The following is a 17,433-nucleotide window of genomic DNA, read 5'->3' as shown; positions in this document are numbered from 1 at the left end:
CCTGGCCGCTGATTGTATGAAAGAAGCTCCCCCTTCAGATGATGAAGAGGGAGCTTCTTTGTTATCGGTGAGGACTATTGTAGAATGGAATGAACCAATTGCGGAAAGGGATGAATTGTATAGATGGGAACCTCCACATTCCCTTTGTTCCAGCGGAACTTCGTTCTGCAAGCCCGAAGTACAACTCATCATTGGGAAGGCGCTGGCCCCCTTTCGATCAAGACATTTCGGAATGGTCGTGCCTATTACAAAACAAAGCTAGGTCATTATGCTGTGGAGGAAGAGGGCTATCTCCTTTTAAATGAGGGGGAGCCGTACGGGATAGCCATTGAGTCAGATACAGAGGTCGACTCTTTTTGCGTATTTTTCAAGGCAGGTTATGCTGAAGAATTTCTTAGAGCTATTCATGTCGGAGCAGAAAAGTCTTTAGACGATCCATTCTCACAATCTAAGCACCCGCTGCAATTTTATACAAAGTCATACCGTCATAGTCACTTGATCACTCCGCTTATCGAGAACTTTAAGCAATCCTTACCTGTATTCGGCAGCGAGAATCTCTGGGTCGATGAACAGTATCAAAATCTGATTCAAGCACTGCTTAACGTCCATCAGAAGATTGTTCAAGAAATTAGTACCGTCCCCGGCACGCGCCCGGCCACCAGGGAGGAGCTGTTCCGGCGGTTGACCGTAGCATACGAGTACTTACATGCGTATTACAACCAAAACGTGTCTCTTGAAGAAGTCTCAAAAGTCGCATGTCTCTCTAAAAACCATCTAATCCGCAACTTCCGTCACTTTTTTAAAAGAACACCACACCAGTTCATCCTTGAAAAAAGGATACTTGAAGCACAGCGTCTCCTTTGTCAAACGGAAAACAGTGTAACCGAGATTAGCCTAAGTGTTGGCTTCGACAATGTCTCTTCCTTCAATAAGGTTTTTAAACAAAGAACGGGATTATCGCCCCAGATGTTTAGAAAAAAGTGATTTTGGAAAAGTAAATCTTCATCCGCACATGTTACATTTACTGCGTGGAACATACAACCTACACAAGGGAGCGATATTTACATGAATTCAGAATTCCAAATTAAAGGCATCGGGCAAATATCCATTCGGGTACATGACATGGAAGCAGCCACCCGGTTCTATCAAGATACTCTAGGCCTAAACCTGTTATTTCAAATCCCGAACATGACCTTCCTGGAGTGTAACGGGATTCAGCTGGTCTTGAGTATTGCTGAAGACGCGCGGTTCGACCATCCCAGCTCGGTATTCTATTTCCAGGTTGACAATATTCACGCATCGTACGAAACGTTAGTCGGGCGGAATGTACATTTCCTGGACAAGCCGCATAAAGTGGCTGAGATGGGTCAAACCGCAACCTGGATGACGTTCTTTCAGGACCCCGATAAGAATGTACATGCCTTGATGAGTGAAGTGTCTGTGTCCGAATAATTACTTCCAGGGGCATTATTGCCCCTTTATTCGGTTTTTCGCATACATTCGGCCCGCGCCCTATCCCCCCACCGCCGCAATCAGCACGGGCAGGACCAGGAAAGAGGCCAGCGTCGTCCAGACGATACAGCGCGAGACCAGCCCAGGCGAGCTGCCGAAGCGTTCGGCCAGGACGACGGAATTGACAGCCACGGGCATGGAAGCCAGAATCAGCAGCACCGAGAAAAGGGGGCCTGTGATGTTCAGGGCGAGCAGCACCAGCGCGGCCAGCAGCGGAGCCAGCACCAGCCGGACGGTCAGCCCCGTCCAGAAGGCCAGCTGCACATTGCGCTCCGTGTGCGCGGCTCTGACCTTCACCATCTGCGCGCCGAGAATCGCTAGCACAACCGGCGAATAGGCACCGGCAACCATCGACACCCCCGAAGCCAGCTCATGCGGCATATGCAGGCCCAGCGCCCGCAGCAGCAGTGCCAGAATGGCGGCGTAAATAGCCGGTAGCGAGAAGACTGACTTCAACGCGCTGCGTACGGAGAACTGTGAACGGGCGGCAAAATACACGCCGATCGTATTCACAATCACCATCTGGGCGATGACGTAAACCGATGCCTTGTCCAGGCCCAGCTGGCCGAAGGCCAGCTGCACCAGCGGCAGGCCGTAATTGACGCTGTTCGTGAAGGTGGAGATGAGCGTAAGACCAGCGGCTTCCGGCGGAGCCAGCTTGAGGATTTTGCCGATCAGCGTCGCCACGCTCCATAAGAGGAACAGATTCAGCAGCGAGAACGCGAGTGTCTTATAGACATCATCGAAGGAGATATCCGCCGTAGCCAGCGTGTCGAGAATAATAGCCGGACTGAGAAAATACAGATACAGCGTCAGCAGAGGCTTCGTATCAAGCTGCTTATATCGTCCAAGCAGCGCTCCGGCGGCCACCGGAATGGACAGCGGTACGATGACCTCAACAAGTGTCGTGAGTACAGTCTGAATCACAAGCCAGGACTCCTCTATGTAGTAGTTATTTCTACTATAACCCTCCTTAGCAGGGAGCGTCTAAGACAAGGAAGCAATATCCTTAATAGCAATTGCCTATGGGCAGCCCCCCGCCCCAAAACATAACAAAAATCCCGCACCCTCAAATTAAGGGCCACGGGATTCCGGTTAGGACTTCGGTTTACAGCATTTTGATCTCAAGCAGCTCGTATTTGATGATTCCCATCGGCGCGTTGACGCTGATGATATCGCCTACCTTTTTGCCGATCAGCTCTTTGCCGAGCGGGCTCTCGTAGGAGATCTTGTTGTCCAGCACATCGGCTTCCGCCGGTCCAACCACTCTATATTCGATCTTCTCCGAGTACTCTACATCGTTGAGGATAACGATGCAGCCTACGCTGACTGTACTCAGATCCATATTGCTGGCATCCACGATCTGCGCCTTGATCAGCATTTTCTCCAGAATCATAATGCGGGTCTCCATGAAGGATTGATCCTCCTTGGCGGAGTGGTATTCGCTGTTCTCCTTCAGATCGCCGTAGCTGATCGCCAGCTTAAGCCGGGCTGCAAGCTCCTTGCGCCCTGCTCCCTTAAGTTCCCTCAACTCTTCCTCCAGCTTGGCCAAGCCCTCTTTGGTCAAAAATACTTCGTCATTATTAGACATGTATACAACTCCTATGATTTGCTCGCTTTATAGTATTCTAACTCATAATCGCCCAACATGCGAAGAGAAAGCGCTATAACGCATGATAAAGGAGTATTTACGGCGGAGTCACGGCTTCAAGTCTCCACCTGCGGAGCAGGGGCAGCTGCTGGCTTGCCGCTACTGCCTCTCAGGAGGAAGGTCAGCGGAATAGCCAGCAGTCCCACTGCCGTAGCGATCAGGAAAATATCCTGTACGCCCATCGTCATCCCCTGCGCCTTCAGCAGAGAACCCGCTGCCCGGGCCGTCCCGTCCGCCAGTTCCTGCTGATGGGCAAGCGATCTGGAAGCGAGCAGCGAGCTGAATACAGCAATGGATAAGGCACCTGTAGCCTGGCGGACCCAATTGGTTACAGAGGAGGCATGGCCGGTAATGGCTCTTGGCACCGCCGACATGCCGGCATTGGTCACCGGCATGAAGGCCAGTGCAATGCCGACATTGCGCACCGCCATAAGCACCGCCACACGGGTATGGGTCACGGCCAGCGTGATGTGGGCAAGCTCCCAGGTCGAGGCGCTTAGCAGCAGAATACCGCCCAGGATCAGCCAGAACGGGCCGATCCGGGTGTACAGCTTGCCGACCACCGGGGACAGAACAGCCATCACGATCGAGCCCGGCAGCAGCACCAGCGCGGTCTTCAGCGGGGTGGACTGCTGGATATCCTGCAGGAAGACTGGGATCAGGAAGGTCCCCGAGTATAACGCAACGGTGATAATACAGTTGATGATCAGGCTGTAGGTGAACCGGCTCTGCCGGAATACCTTAAGATTCAGCAGCGGCTCCTGGATCGACAGCTCCCTGCGGATGAAATACGTTAAAGCCGCCGCCCCAACCAGCAGCAGGGTCAGGGTGTTCCATGACATCCAGCCCCAGGCGCCCCCTTTATTGAAGGCTAGAATAATGAAGGCGCTGCTCAGAATGACTGTGACGAAGCCCGGCAGATCAAAGCTTCTGCTCCCGGTGTTCTGCCGCTGGAACGGCAGGCACTTCAGCGCTACGGCAATGGCAATCAGGCCAATCGGCAGATTAATCACGAACAGCGATTTCCAGCCGAAGTATCCGGTCAGCCAGCCGCCGAGTGTCGGGCCGAAGGCAGGCGCCAGCATCGAGGACAGGCTCCAGAGGCTCATGGCGAAGGCCTGCTTTTCTTTTTCGATAAACTGATAAATCATCGTCATGGTGGTGGGGATAATCAGGCCGCCGAATATTCCCTGGATAATGCGGAAGGTAATCAGTGAGTGAATATTCCAGGCCACCGTACATAGTGCCGAGAACAAGGTGAAGCCCGACAGGGCAAATACGTAGAGAACCTTATAGCTCCATTTATCCCCGAAATATCCCACCACAGGCGCAATGACGCCGGTAGCCAGCAGATAGCCGGTAATCATCCACTGTACGGTGCTGATCCCGGCGTGGAAGTCCTTCAAGAAAACCGGGAACGCAACATTAATGGTAGTTGTACTGAGAATAGCCATGAAATTACCGAAAAAAATGGCCAGAATAATCAGCCAGAATGATGAATGTTTTGCCGCCGGACTGCTCAAGGGCGCTCTCTCCTCTATTTTGCGGTTCACCTTAATATAGGTGTATGATACAATTAAATTAATATATGTGTATTATACAACTATGTATTTGAAAGTCAATGTGACTTATTTCATGATTCTTTCATAATGAGGCGAGAATCTCAGACAGCCTTAGCATAAGGCCGGTATTATCAATTATACTAGGGAGACATATGACAAATGACAAAGTTACCAGTAAAGGACGGAATCTAACTATGGCTGATGAACAGAAGGACAAGCACCTCGAAGCTCTGAATCAGGAGCTGATTACGCTGATCCGCCACGGCTCGCTGGATAAGAAGCATGGCGGGCTGGACCGCTCCTCGTATACCCTGCTCCACCATCTGTCGACGCACGACAAGGTAGGCGTTAAGGCGCTAGCCGAACAATTCGGCCTTGACACCTCTACCATCAGCAGACAGACAAGCGTCCTGGAGGCGAAGAACTATGTGGAGCGGGTGCCGGATCCGCAGGACGGGCGCTCCAGCTATTTTCAGCTTACTGCGCTTGGTGCACAGACCTTCGCCGAGGCCCGGGACATCCGGCTTGCGCGCTACGGGGAGATCTTCGAGGACTGGTCCCCGGAGGACTGCGGACTCTTCAGCGGACTGCTCGCCCGGCTCAACCGCACCCTGCAGCAAAAATAGCACAAAGAGGATTGACGGATGCTGGCGAAGCTGGTAGATTGAATTAATCATACAAAACAACTCGGAATTATATTTTAGTCAAAGGGGCCGGTCTGCATGAACTTTATTTTCTTTTCCCCGCATTTCCCCAAGAACAGCGCTGAATTCTGTACGCATCTGCGGGAGCAGGGGGCCACGGTGCTTGGAATTGGCGATGCAGCCTATGACCAGCTGGAGGACAAGCTGAAATCGGCACTGACCGAATACTATAAGGTAAGCAATCTGGAGAGCTATGAGGAGATTCTGCGGGCTGTTGGCTATTTCACCCATAAGTACGGCAAGATTGACCGCTTCGAGTCGCTGAATGAATACTGGCTGGAGCAGGATGCCGCCATCCGTACGGACTTCAACATCTATGGCACCAAGTCGGATTTCGTCCATAATCTCAAGCAGAAGTCCAAGATGAAGGAGTTTTTTCGCAAAAGCGGGGTAAGCACTGTCCAGTTCTCCACCGGTACAACGCGTGACAGCGTAGAGAGCTTCATCCAGAGCGCCGGCTTCCCGCTGGTGGTGAAGCCCGATCTTGGCTCCGGGGCCAGTAATACGTATAAGATCAATAACGAAGAGGAGCTCCAGCACTTTTTTGACACGAAGCCGGAGGATGTAGCCTTCATTATTGAGGAATTCATAGACGGAGTTATTCTCACCTATGACGGCCTGGTGGACAGGGACGGGAATGTGCGCTTCGCGGTCAGCCACCTGTTCGAGAACAGTGTGATGGATGTCGTCAATACGGACAACCACCTCTACTACTTCTGTCTGCGGGAGATCAGTCCGGAGGTTGAGGAGGCAGGGCGGAGCATTTTGCAGGCTTTTGACATCCGGGAACGGTTCTTCCATATCGAGCTGTTCAAATCGCACAAGGATGGCCGGATCATTGCCCTGGAAGTGAATATGCGTCCGCCCGGCGCCTGGATGACTGATGCGATTAACTTCGCCTATGATGTCAATGTGTATAAGGAATGGGCCAGCATGGTTGTGCACAATGAGGTTGGCGGTCCATACGAAGGCAAATATTATACCGGCTATGCCAGCCGCAAGAATCATAAGCATTACGCTCACAGCCATGAGGACATCTACCGTGAATTCGGCGGGAAGATTGTCAATTATGACGAGATTGAAGAGGTCTTCAGCAGAGCGATGGGCAACCGCGCTTATCAGTTCCGTTCCCCCGAGCTTTCGGAGGTCAGAGACATTAGAGGCTATATTCAACAAGAAGAGGGATAGGATGTGTTAACGGATGAGGATAAGCTACCATAAGGAGTACAGCCACAACCTGGGCAGAGACATGGAGTACAAAATATACGGCCACGCCGGCAAACCGATGCTCGTCTTCCCCACCTCGCTTGGACGCTTTTATCAATATGAGGATTCGGGCATGATCGATACGCTCTCGTCCTTCATTGAAGCGGGCAAGCTGCAGATCTGGGCCTGTGACAGTCTGGATGAGGAGACCTTCTTCTCCACCCACTGGAACAACGAGGACCGGATACACCGTCATGAGCAGTATGACAAATATATTGCGTATGAGCTGATTCCCGGCATCCTCCATGAGAGCAAACAGAATAACGGCGGGACCGACCAGCGCATTCTGATCTCCGGCTGCTCGATGGGCGCTTATTACGGCGCCAGCTTCTTTTTCCGTTATCCGCACTATTTCGATACCTTGATCGCCCTGAGCGGCGTCTACTCCACCTACTACTTCTTCGGCGACTATATGAGCGGGAACGTCTATCTCAATTCACCGCTGCATTACCTGCCGGGCCTGACGGATGAGCATTATCTGAACCAGTACCGCAGCAGCACCATTATTGCTTGTGTCGGTCAAGGGGCTTATGAGGACGAGATGCTTCATGAGACCCGGCTGCTTCAGGAGGTGCTGGGGCAGAAGGGCATTCCGGCCCGGATCGACTACTGGGGCCATGATGTCAGCCATGACTGGCCGTGGTGGAACAAGCAGATTCATTATTATGTGGAAGGCTGCTTGGGCTAGTGAGGCTGTGACTTGAACGCGAATTGATTTGAATAAAATCATCCTACCGGATGAATGGGATTACCTGCGCGCCACTGCAATGTATGCTGTTTTTCACATACATTCAGGCCATATGCCTGCATTTGAGCACAATGTATGCTGTTTTTCACATACATTCGGGCCATATGCCTGCATGTGAGCACAATGTATACTGTTTTTCAAATACATTCGGGCCATATGCCTGCATGTGAGCACAATGTATACTGTTTTTCAAATACATTTGGGCCATACGCCGCTTTTAGCAACCGATGGTACTCGTTTTTCAGCATACCAAGTTCACTCTTGCTCCTCGCGGCTACCCTCAGCCACATTCAGCAACTAAGTACTCTGCGAATCAAGCATCAAAAAAGGAACTGCTGAAATCAGCAGTTCCTTTTTCTTGAGACCACTATCGCCTCTTACTATGCAGGTACATGCTCCGAACAGAACTGAAGCAGCGCCGCTTCCTCATCTTCTTCCATATCGAAATCGAGCAGCTGGCCTGAGGAGGTCTCCAGCAGATCGTAGCTGACCAAGCTTGTCTGCTCTTCTTCCACTTTGACAATCACGCGGGCGGACACGCCGTTCTCCACGTACAGCTCATCATCCTCCGGCACATCAATATTCACGACGAACTCATATCGCTTGCCGCTTAGAATATTAAAAGGATCTCTTACGTTCTCCACGGTGTAGCTTGTAAATGTCAACAAGTTGCATTCCTCATTTCTCAATTCACTGCCAGATTATTGTAACACAGTATCTGCGGCTTTGCCTTTGATCTTCTTGATCTGCTTGCTGCGCAGCTGGCCGCAGGCCGCATCAATATCGACGCCCTGCTCCAACCGGGTGCTGACGCTGACGCCCTGCTTCTTCAGCGTATCAAAGAACGCACGCACCGACTCCCGCTCGCTCCGCTGATACTGGCTATGCTCATCCACGGGATTATACGGAATCAGGTTGACGTTCGCCAACTGGCGGCGGTCTCCGATTAACTCAGCCAGCTCCAGCGCATGCTCCTCGCGGTCATTGATATCCTTCAGCAGGATATACTCCAGCGTGATTCTCCGGTTCGTCTTCTCCAGATAGTAATCAATCGCCGGCATTAACTTCTCTATAGGAATGGCCCGGTTAATCTTCATAATCTGTGTCCGCAACTCATTATTCGGGGCATGCAGCGAGATCGCCAGATTAACCTGCATATTGGCGTCGGCGAATTCTCTGATTTTGTCCGCCAGGCCGCTGGTGGATACGGTGATTCCTTTGCCGGCAATCGCCAGACCCTTATGATCCTTGATGGTAATCAGGAAGTTCAGCAGATGCCGGAAGTTATCGAACGGCTCGCCGATCCCCATAACCACGACATGGGTGACCTTCTGGCCGTGGCCTGCCTGATCCAGATAATGCTGAACCTTCATAATCTGCTCCACAATCTCGCCGCTGGTCAGATCCCGGCTCTTCGCCAGCAGTCCGCTCGCACAGAAGCTGCATCCGATATTACAGCCGACCTGAGTAGTGACACATACGGACAAGCCGTATTTCTGCCGCATCAGCACTGTCTCAATCAGGTTGCCATCATGGAGGCGGAAGAGGAACTTCACTGTACCGTCGGCTGATTCCTGCTTCACATGCTCTTCCATCGTCTGGAACACATAATGCTCTTCCAGCAGCGCTGTGCATTCCTGATTCATTCCGTCCATCTCGGCGAAGCTGGTAATCCGCTTGCGGTACAGCCATTCCCAGACCGCAGTGGCCCGGGATTTCTTGTGCCCATGCTCCAGCAGCCATGCCGTTAACTCTTCCAAAGTCAATCCATAAATGGATTCTTTATTCATTTCATATCCTCTTTTCAAAACATTAAAGTTCAACCTATCTATTTTACCTTGACAGGGACATTAGCAGCAACAATACCTTATTGTCTCAAATTTCGTTAGTTAAAACAAGAGGAAACGCTGCGGAGTTGAGCGCTTGGAGCAGGGAAATTCAAAAAAGCGCAGTCCGCAGGGACCACGCCTTTTCCGTCAAACCTTATTTATACAGAACCTTCTCGACATTGTATTTCGCGCGAAGCTTGTTCACAATGTAGGTCTCATAAATCTCTCTGTCCACCGGATCTTCGACGAGGCAGACTTCGATGCGGGTAACCTCATCGCGGTGGGGCTTCATCACAGATACATTATCCTCGAAATGCTTCTTGATCCGCGGTCTCAGCTTGCGGGCCTTACCCACAAACAACAGCTCGTCCTGATCATTGTAGAACATGAAGATGCCCCCGGCTTCGCGGGTAATCAGGTGGAAATCGGTGAATCCGTAAATATGGCTCAGCTCAGGGTTAGCTTGCTTGTAAATAGTAACTTCCGGTGACGGAATGGTAATGCTGATCATTAAGCTTCACTTCCTCTTTGGATATAGAAATAAATAGTATCATAGAATGGGTAACGTGACTATTTCTATCTTGTGCAAATTGCCGCCGGTTCATAACTTACTTACGCTTCGGCTTCAATTCCGGCATACCCAGCGTAAGAGCCATATTGCACAGCATAGCGTTAGCCAGGAAGGTGCTCACCTTCACCTCAGGATGCGCAAACCCGGCAGCGGTGAACTTGTCCTCCATATGGCGTGTCACCTCCTGCATTCCAGCCTGCATGGCCTGCCGGATTGCTTCATCCCGGATGCCGCTTGCCTGCACCTGCAGAATCAGCTCGTTCGGATGAGTCTCCATCAGGTGCTCATATAACTGGATGGCTTCGGCTAGCATTTGTTTTTTGGGGGCGCGAAATCCGGCAAAAGTACGGAGAACCTGTTCGAACGCACGCTCCAGCGCAGCAATGAACAGCTCTTCCTTGTTCTTGAACAGCTTGAAGATGTACGGCTGAGAGATTCCCACCCTCTCCGCCACCTGGGCGGTTGTTGCCCGGTAATAGCCATACTCGGCAAAAACAATCACCGCCGCCTCCAAGATCTGCTCCCGGCGATTCACAATAAGGGTCTCATCTCCCTGTGGTGAGCGGGTCTTACCGGATTGCTTATTCATATAGGCCTCCCCTTATGCCGAAGCATCCGCTCCCGCAACGATATGTTATTAATCAATCACTCTTCATGGACTGATGAAAAGGACAGCCCTTCCGTTCCGCAGCTTCAAGCTGTCCAGAGTCCGCCTGTTGCTTCTTCCGGTAGACAAAGCGCGGACTTAGCTGCAAATCACGCAGCTTGTTGTCATTCCAGATCGGCGTGGAGGAAGGCGACATCGGCGGAATCAGCCAGCCCCACTTGCCTGACACTTCCCGCCCTTGCTGCTGCTCCTGTTCCTGGAAGCGGACGAATTGGTCTGCGGCTGTATGATGGTCCACAATACTGACCCCGGCTTGCTTGAAGGAATGGAGAACGGCCCGGTTCAATTCCAGCAGCGCCCGGTCCTTCCACAGCGAAGTATTGGTTGATCGGTCCAGTCCCAGCAGTTCTGCCACCGCAGGCAGACGGTTGTAGCGGTCCGTATCGCCGAAATTCCGCGAGCCGATCTCCGTCTCCATGTACCAGCCATTGAATGGCGCTGCCGGGTAACGGATGCCGCCGATCTCCAGGCACATGTCCGAGACAATCGGAACGGAGTACCAGCGCAGGCCCAGCTCCCTGAATTGCGGAATCTCCGGGTGGCTGAGCGGCACCTCCTGTACAAGTCCTGCCGGGATAGGGAAGCAGCGGGGTTCCTCCCCGCCGATGCTGATCACGAGCGGCAGAATATCGAAATCTCCGCCCGTGCCCTGCCAGCCCAGCTTAAGGCAGACTGCAGTGAATTCATCCGAAGCCGGATCACCGGCACGCGGATGCTTCCCGTTATCGGGATAACCGGCATAGCGGATGAGCTGATGATTCCAGATCCGCATGGCACGGCCTTGCTCCTCTTCACTGCGGAAGACGGTAATGACCGGCCGTATCCGGCCGCCGTTATTCGCATGCTTCATATGATGCAGCAGCGCCTCTACCACCTCTTCTACAGTCTCTGCTCCGCGGGCGTCAATCACATCTAAGGAATGCCAGAACAGTCTTCCGATGCAGCGGCTGTTATGACGCCAGGCCATCCTTGCCCCGTGCGTCAGCTCTTCTCCTGTATGCCTGTATGTACCTGTGCGCTGCACCTCTTCCCGTATATCCGCCAGACGAAGGTCCCGTTCACCCTCAGTTAACCCCAGTTCCTGATAGCAGGCCATAATGAAGGACTCCGCCTGCCGGATCAACTCCTGAGTGTTATGCTGTGAAACTGTGTATTTCATCCTCTCTCTCCTATCCATTCGGTCCCTGATGCAGTACCCTCAGCGTATCATCTCTGCTCCAACTCTGCCAGTCTGGAGATAATCCGTCTTTTGCGGTAGAGCATCCGAGCAGCCTCCGTCACCTCTTCCAGCGTCTTCCGGTTAAGGTAAGCGCCGAAGAACATGCCTGCGACCGGAACAGTCTGGAGCAGCTTTTTCCAGCCCCAATTGTCACGGTATACGGTCACTACCTCCTTCCAGCCCTGAATCCTTGAGACGGCCTCCTTGGTTGCGGCCAGAATATTGCCGTCTCCGCCCGCCTGCAGATTCAGTTCCTTCAGCAGCGTGCGCTTCCCCACTACATCGGAGGAGGCGAACTGCATCACCTTCACGGTGAAAATCCGCTCCGCCTTATCGGTCGGATCATAGCCATAACAGAGACCAATCTCTTGAATCGCCTTCAAAGAGAGGCCCAGCACAGCCGGAATATCGGCAGCCAGTGTAAAAATCCCGCCGAAGCCCGTAGTCGCCCCCTGGGCCGTAGCCGTATTCCAGCTCCGCTCTGCGAGCTTCAGAGCCACTGCATCCATCACAGCCAGCGGGAACGGCCCGTCTTCCGGAGCGCCTGCTGCCCTGCTTGTCTCATTCATCAGCTTGCCCACCTTGCGCCCGGCCACCAGATAGTTGCCGCCGTTCTGGATGTAGCCGCCCAGTTCATCGAGCAGCCGGCCTACCTTATCGTGGATAACCTTTGGCGTAATTGCATCAAGCAGCTTGAACGGCAGCCGGGTAATCCGGTCCCAGATCATCAGCCTATTCTGCTCTTTCTCCCACTTGGTAATCTCCTTAAGTGCGGCATACAGCATCTCCGGTGTCTCCGGAGGACTCCATGAACCGGTGTTGTCTGCTTCTGGCATAGTATGTACCTCCCCTGAATGGTCTCGTCATTACCTTATAACCTATTTCATAACAAATGATTGCAGAGGCCCCATATCCGGGCCCCGGATCCCATCAACAGCAAACAGGCATTCCCGGATCAACTCCGAAAATGCCGGTTCACCTTAGCCCGGTTCAGGCTTTAATCTTGGGATTCGCCTGCCTGCTCATCCAGCGAAGACAATCTGCGCTTCTCTTCCTCCAGTCTCTCTTGGACCAGCTCGACCCCTTGTCTGCCGACTGAACCTTCCGGGGCATGGCGCACGGCTTCTTCTGCATGCTCCAGACTGCTCTCTGCCTGATCTATCATCTGCCCGGTCGGATGACTCGAAGCCTGGGTTACAGCGTTGTGCAGCTTCGTCACCGCATCGTGCGCCTGATCCACCGTACTGTTGGTGCGCAGACTGGATTCGTAATGCTTCATAAAATCCTTCCCCCTCCATCTCGGTTTCTGTTCCTCTCTAGGATGGATTGGAGAGCGCAATCTTATGCGGCGATCCCGGCTCAGAATCGCCTACACCAGGAACATGGCGACAATCGTCATGGCCGTAAGGCCCAGCAGGACCGGCTTCAGATTGCGCCGGGCCAGCTCGAACGGGCTGACGCCGCAGATCGCAGCGGCGGGAATGAGCGCCCACGGGATCAGGGTGCCGCCGCCGACCCAGATGGCGGCCACCTGCCCCAGGGCGGTCAGCGTTGCCGCGCCGGAATGGATCGCGGCGGCGAACAGCCCGGCAATCGAGCCGGCCAGCGAGATGCCGGAGAACCCGGAGCCGTCGAGGCCGGTGATCGCACCGATCACCGTCAGCGTTACGGCGCCTACCGCCCCGTTCAGCGGCACGTGATTCGCCAGGGCCACGCCCAGGTCGTTCACGATGCCGTGCGAGCCATCCGGCAGCACCTTGCCGTACAGCTCGGTGAAGGCGGCGTCGCCCAGATAGAAAAAGGCGGCAATCGGGATGACTGGCCCGAAGACCTTGAAGCCGAAGGTGAAGCCTTCAATGAGGTAGGCGGTGATCTTCTCCAGCCCCTGCCCCTGGCCGTGATGGGCCAGCAGGGTAATGACAATCAGGATCAGCACAGCGGTTCCCCCGATTAGAGCGGTAGCATCGCCGCCTTGCAGATGCAGCACGAACATGCCGATCACATCCAGCAGGAACAGCAGCGGAATGGCAATGGCCAGCCCTTTGCGCAGACGGTCACTCATGAAGACTGGATGGTCATCATCCGTCCCCGCATCAGCCAGCGGCTCTGCTGCTCCCGGGGAAGAGACCAGGCCGTCTCTCCAGGTGCCGTTCTTCTGGTCCCGCTTCATCATCCAGAATGCGCTGACCGTAGTGACAATCCCCATAACAACAACCAGCGGGATACTGGCCTGCATTACGCTCGACACCGGAAGACCGGCGGCATCCGCCGTCAGCTTAGGAGCGCCTTGAATAATATAATCGCCGGAGAGGGCGATCCCGTGCCCGAACAGGTTCATGGCTACCGCTGCGCCCAACGCGGGCAGGCCGACCCGGACCGCCACCGGCAGCAGAACCGCCCCGACCAGCGCTACCGCAGGGGAAGGCCAGAAGAAGAACGAGGTTACCATCATTATCAGCCCGATTCCCCAGTAGGCCATCGCCGGTGTGCGCAGGAACCGGGTGAGCGGCGATACCATCGTCTCATTGATGCCTGTTATAATCAGAATCCGGCTCATCGCCACGATAATGGAGATAATCATTATGGTGCCGAGCAGCTCCTTAGTCGCATAGACAAAAGAGTTAAAAATCCCCGACACCGACCCGCTGAGCGTCGCCGTTGCCAGCAGTCCGAGCGCCAGAATCCCGGTCACACAGATCATAGTTGTATCACGCCGCTTGATCAGCAGCGCCAGAATGAACACAATAAACACCAGATACACCCAATGAATCGCAGTAAGCTGGATACTCATTAGCCATGCGCCCCCTTTCCACTTACAAATAGCAAGCAGGTGCTATATGCTATGCAGGAGGATAGGCTATTGTTCCCCTCAGGGACGCGAAGACCTTACAAAAAGACCCCCGCCTCCACATCACATGGATTCAGGGATCTTATTTGCGGATTACATTCTGTTACCGGTGCCTGCCTGCTCTCCTGGCCCGGAGGAACGCGAGCTGCTTCAGCATGTCCTGATCGTATAAGCTGCCCGCGATTTCCGGTTGCCCGGTATGTAGATGGGTAATCTCCTGCACTGCTGCTGGTCTTGCGGCGGCAGGAAGAAGAGTGGAGGTGCCGTCCCTGTAAACGATCAGGCTATGGCCGGGCGAAGGGTGCGGCTCGCGCACATACTCGTCAAGGCAGCCATATACCTTACGCTGCATCACAGGATCTTTGCTCATCTGCTGCAGAATATTCGGAGCGATTACAAGCTCTCGCTGATCCCTCCGGTCTCCTGCATCAGTCTTCTCCCCCTTGCTGCCGTCTTTGGCTACCGCCATAATGCGGACGGACAGACCGTACCTTGCCTTGATTCTGCGTGCCTGATCCTCAATTGCCGCTCCCACAGCCGCCATCATCTCCGGGAAGCTGAGTGAAGATGACCCGGCTGAAGTGTGTTCCGCCTGTTGCGGTGAGCGGGTCAGCGAAGCGGCGTTGATTCGTGATATGGGAATATACATCGAACGTTCCTCTTCTCGCGCGTAAAGTTCAGGACAACTCTTTATCGGCAAAAAGAGGAAAATTACTTATAAAGGGCTATTCCTTAGCCAATGCCCCCGCAGCCGCATCCTCGCCGCCGAGCCGCCCGGAGGTGAAGGAGTAACCCAGTCCAACGCCGTTGCCTACATAGGTATCGTTGAATAGCACCCCTTCAGACTCTACGCCCACGGCATACAGTCCTTTGACTGGCAGACGCTTATCATTCAGCACCTGGAACTTGGTATTGACCAGCAGACCACCCACCGAACAGAGATTGTTGATCTCGGCAATAACGGCGTAATACGGTCCGCTGCTGCCCATAGGAACCAGATATTCCTTCGCCTTGCCGAACTCCGTATCGGTGCCTGTCTTCGCTGCTTCCTCATAGAGCTTGAAATCAGCGGCAAACACCGCAGGGTCCATCCCAGCATTCTTCGCCAGCTCCTCGAGTGTATTGCCCTTGAAGCCGTCGCCGTTCGCTACCATGGATTCGAAGACTTTATCGGCATCCTTCCATGGCTGGTCCAGCGTGAACTTGTCTTTATAAGAGGCATAGAATTCCGGCGGCATACCCGGCAGCTTAGGTGCCTGAAGCCCCTTCATTCCCTTGGTCTTAAGCGCATCCAACTGCGCCTGTGAGACAATAACCAGATGATACGCTCCGTTAAAAGCACTGGTATTCGCTGCCGCAACCGCCGTCAGCGTCGCCGCCTCATCTCTGAATCTCGCACCCGAAGGGCCGACATTCATCAGAGTTGGCAGGTAAGACAGCATCATTGGATAGCTGGCTTCAAACGGCTCGTACTGTGATTTCAGCTTGTCTGTAGCTCTGGCCAGCGTCTGGTGCAGCATCTGCCCGCCGAAGTTGTCCGGCACCTTCGCACCGATCTCCCAGGACATTTTCAGCCCTTCGCCGATGTTCTGCCCAAGCCCGCCGTTCACGCCTTCGAAGCCAAAAGCTTCCTTAACCATCTCTTTATTCCCGGCGTAACCGCCGGTAGCCATTACAACGCTAGCTCCTGAAATTTCCAGGGTAGTTCCGTCAGACTTCTTGGCCACGACTCCGGTAACCTCTCCATTAGCGCCCGTCATCAGCTTCTGTGCAGTGGCCTCCGTGATCACCTGTCCGCCGCCCTTCTCTACGGATGCTGCAAGCATCTTGCGCAGCAGCTCCTGACGGGTCTCATAAGGAGGCAGCATATGGAGCTGTTCCCCGGCGAAGTTCAGGAAGGTGGTGGTATAGCCCTTGCCGGTCAGCCAGTCATAGGTCTCGCCCGACTTCGTGACGTACTGGCGGATCGCCGCCGCATCCACGCGCCAGTGGTTGTTCACGATCCAGTCAGCAATCTCCTTCTCGACTTCTACTTTCAGCCCGCTGCTTAGCGCGGCCGAAGAGTTGTAGAATTTGCCCGCCCAGGACAGGTTGCTCGCGCCGCCGATCGTCGCTGTTTTCTCGATCAGGATTACCTTCGCGCCCTTATCCGCTGCTGATACCGCTGCCGATACACCCGAAGCACCTGCTCCCACAACGACAACATCCGCCGACAGCTGCTCGGTCTTACCTTCTCCCGATTTCACTACAGCCTTTGTTTTAAAAGCCTCCACATTCCCGCCCGCCTGCTTAAGCGCATCCTCCACAGCGGTCAGAATCGCCTTGCTGGACTCGGACGCACCGCTGACGGCATCAATATTCAGGGTCTGGCCGGATAGAATCTCCTCCTTGACCTTGTTGATCGCCTCCACCCCGATTCCAGCGGTTTCGTTCTGGCTGACCACATGGATTCCGGTAATAACCGAATGATCGTCAAGAGTCACCTCAACCTGAATCTTGCCGTCCTTGCCTTCAGCTTCTGCTTTATAGGTTCCCGCTTTGAAGTCTGCCGGTACAGCACTTGTATCCGCTGGCTGTGACGCCTGCGGCGAAGCGGACGGCTGCTCTGAAGCTGCCGGTGCGGCGGAATTGTTACCGCTGCAGCCGCTTAGGAGCGACAGGACCAATACCAGACATGCGGTGAATAGAAACACCTGTTTTGTTGCTTGCTTACGCATCAATTTCTCCCCCTGTGTGGTTAATGCAGCCCCGTTTCTCTCTCTATTAGGACTGCTTACTACCGCACACAGTGTAAACCTTGGTACAGTACCAAGGTCAATGAACAATATGTGAATCTTTTCTCAAAGTAGGGCGGAC

18 protein-coding genes are annotated in these 17,433 nt (G+C 53.7%); 5 read left to right on the top strand and 13 right to left on the bottom strand.

Annotated features, from left to right (window positions below; translation table 11 throughout):
* Positions 1–123: 123 nt before the first annotated feature.
* A complete protein-coding gene (locus C162_RS04950) occupies positions 124–984 on the top strand; it encodes a helix-turn-helix domain-containing protein (protein ID WP_036691924.1) in 861 nt (286 codons plus the stop codon).
* A gap of 81 nt (positions 985–1,065) precedes the next feature.
* Positions 1,066–1,452, top strand: coding sequence for a VOC family protein (locus C162_RS04945; RefSeq protein ID WP_036691922.1), 387 nt, complete (start codon positions 1,066–1,068; stop codon positions 1,450–1,452).
* Positions 1,453–1,512: 60 nt separating this feature from the next.
* Here C162_RS04945 and C162_RS04940 read toward each other — a convergent pair whose 3' ends face one another.
* The 3 genes from C162_RS04940 to C162_RS04930 all read right to left on the bottom strand — a co-directional run bounded on the left by C162_RS04940 (position 1,513) and on the right by C162_RS04930 (position 4,686).
* Complete coding sequence (locus C162_RS04940; protein ID WP_036691919.1) at positions 1,513–2,439, bottom strand: AEC family transporter; 927 nt, start codon at positions 2,437–2,439, stop codon at positions 1,513–1,515.
* 181 nt (positions 2,440–2,620) lie between these two features.
* A complete protein-coding gene (gene greA, locus C162_RS04935) occupies positions 2,621–3,103 on the bottom strand; it encodes a transcription elongation factor GreA (protein ID WP_036691918.1) in 483 nt (160 codons plus the stop codon).
* 116 nt (positions 3,104–3,219) lie between these two features.
* Positions 3,220–4,686 carry an MDR family MFS transporter gene (locus tag C162_RS04930; protein WP_036691916.1) on the bottom strand — a complete coding sequence of 489 codons (1,467 nt, stop codon included), beginning with the start codon at positions 4,684–4,686 and terminating at the stop codon, positions 3,220–3,222.
* A gap of 233 nt (positions 4,687–4,919) precedes the next feature.
* Between C162_RS04930 and C162_RS04925 the strand changes: the two genes are divergently transcribed.
* The 3 genes from C162_RS04925 to C162_RS04915 all read left to right on the top strand — a co-directional run bounded on the left by C162_RS04925 (position 4,920) and on the right by C162_RS04915 (position 7,383).
* Entirely contained in the window at positions 4,920–5,351 is a 432-nt protein-coding gene (locus C162_RS04925; RefSeq protein ID WP_036691913.1) for a MarR family winged helix-turn-helix transcriptional regulator, read from the top strand.
* A 96-nt stretch (positions 5,352–5,447) separates the two neighbouring features.
* The gene (locus C162_RS04920; protein WP_036691910.1) at positions 5,448–6,617 is read left to right on the top strand and encodes an ATP-grasp domain-containing protein; all 1,170 of its coding nucleotides are present in this window, start codon (positions 5,448–5,450) and stop codon (positions 6,615–6,617) included.
* Positions 6,618–6,630: 13 nt separating this feature from the next.
* Positions 6,631–7,383 (top strand): esterase family protein, encoded by a 753-nt coding sequence (locus tag C162_RS04915; protein WP_036691908.1) that lies wholly within the window; start codon positions 6,631–6,633, stop codon positions 7,381–7,383.
* Positions 7,384–7,823: 440 nt separating this feature from the next.
* Here C162_RS04915 and C162_RS04910 read toward each other — a convergent pair whose 3' ends face one another.
* The 10 genes from C162_RS04910 to C162_RS04865 all read right to left on the bottom strand — a co-directional run bounded on the left by C162_RS04910 (position 7,824) and on the right by C162_RS04865 (position 17,294).
* Positions 7,824–8,111 (bottom strand): DUF6509 family protein, encoded by a 288-nt coding sequence (locus tag C162_RS04910; RefSeq protein ID WP_036691905.1) that lies wholly within the window; start codon positions 8,109–8,111, stop codon positions 7,824–7,826.
* 33 nt (positions 8,112–8,144) lie between these two features.
* Positions 8,145–9,233 (bottom strand): 23S rRNA (adenine(2503)-C(2))-methyltransferase RlmN, encoded by a 1,089-nt coding sequence (gene rlmN, locus C162_RS04905; protein ID WP_036691903.1) that lies wholly within the window; start codon positions 9,231–9,233, stop codon positions 8,145–8,147.
* 193 nt (positions 9,234–9,426) lie between these two features.
* Positions 9,427–9,783: a nucleotide excision repair endonuclease gene (locus C162_RS04900; protein ID WP_036691900.1), complete on the bottom strand. Its 357-nt coding sequence runs from the start codon at positions 9,781–9,783 to the stop codon at positions 9,427–9,429.
* Between the two features lie 97 nt (positions 9,784–9,880).
* On the bottom strand, positions 9,881–10,432 hold the full coding sequence (locus C162_RS04895; RefSeq protein WP_036691898.1) for a TetR/AcrR family transcriptional regulator: 552 nt from the start codon (positions 10,430–10,432) through the stop codon (positions 9,881–9,883).
* A 52-nt stretch (positions 10,433–10,484) separates the two neighbouring features.
* A complete protein-coding gene (locus tag C162_RS04890; protein ID WP_051493241.1) occupies positions 10,485–11,669 on the bottom strand; it encodes a nitric oxide synthase oxygenase in 1,185 nt (394 codons plus the stop codon).
* Positions 11,670–11,716: 47 nt separating this feature from the next.
* Positions 11,717–12,565 (bottom strand): EcsC family protein, encoded by an 849-nt coding sequence (locus C162_RS04885; protein ID WP_036691896.1) that lies wholly within the window; start codon positions 12,563–12,565, stop codon positions 11,717–11,719.
* Positions 12,566–12,726: 161 nt separating this feature from the next.
* Positions 12,727–13,008, bottom strand: a complete 282-nt coding sequence (locus C162_RS04880) for a hypothetical protein (protein ID WP_036691893.1) — start codon at positions 13,006–13,008, stop codon at positions 12,727–12,729.
* Between the two features lie 90 nt (positions 13,009–13,098).
* Positions 13,099–14,520: a hypothetical protein gene (locus C162_RS04875; protein ID WP_036691889.1), complete on the bottom strand. Its 1,422-nt coding sequence runs from the start codon at positions 14,518–14,520 to the stop codon at positions 13,099–13,101.
* A gap of 160 nt (positions 14,521–14,680) precedes the next feature.
* Complete coding sequence (locus C162_RS04870; RefSeq protein WP_036691887.1) at positions 14,681–15,226, bottom strand: hypothetical protein; 546 nt, start codon at positions 15,224–15,226, stop codon at positions 14,681–14,683.
* A gap of 76 nt (positions 15,227–15,302) precedes the next feature.
* Entirely contained in the window at positions 15,303–17,294 is a 1,992-nt protein-coding gene (locus C162_RS04865; protein ID WP_036691885.1) for an FAD-dependent oxidoreductase, read from the bottom strand.
* Positions 17,295–17,433 lie beyond the last annotated feature (139 nt).

Origin of the sequence: Paenibacillus sp. FSL R7-269 (assembly GCF_000517865.1) — a bacterium.
Taxonomy (GTDB): Bacteria; Bacillota; Bacilli; order Paenibacillales; family Paenibacillaceae; genus Paenibacillus_AQ.
This window is presented reverse-complemented; position numbering and strand designations above follow the sequence as displayed.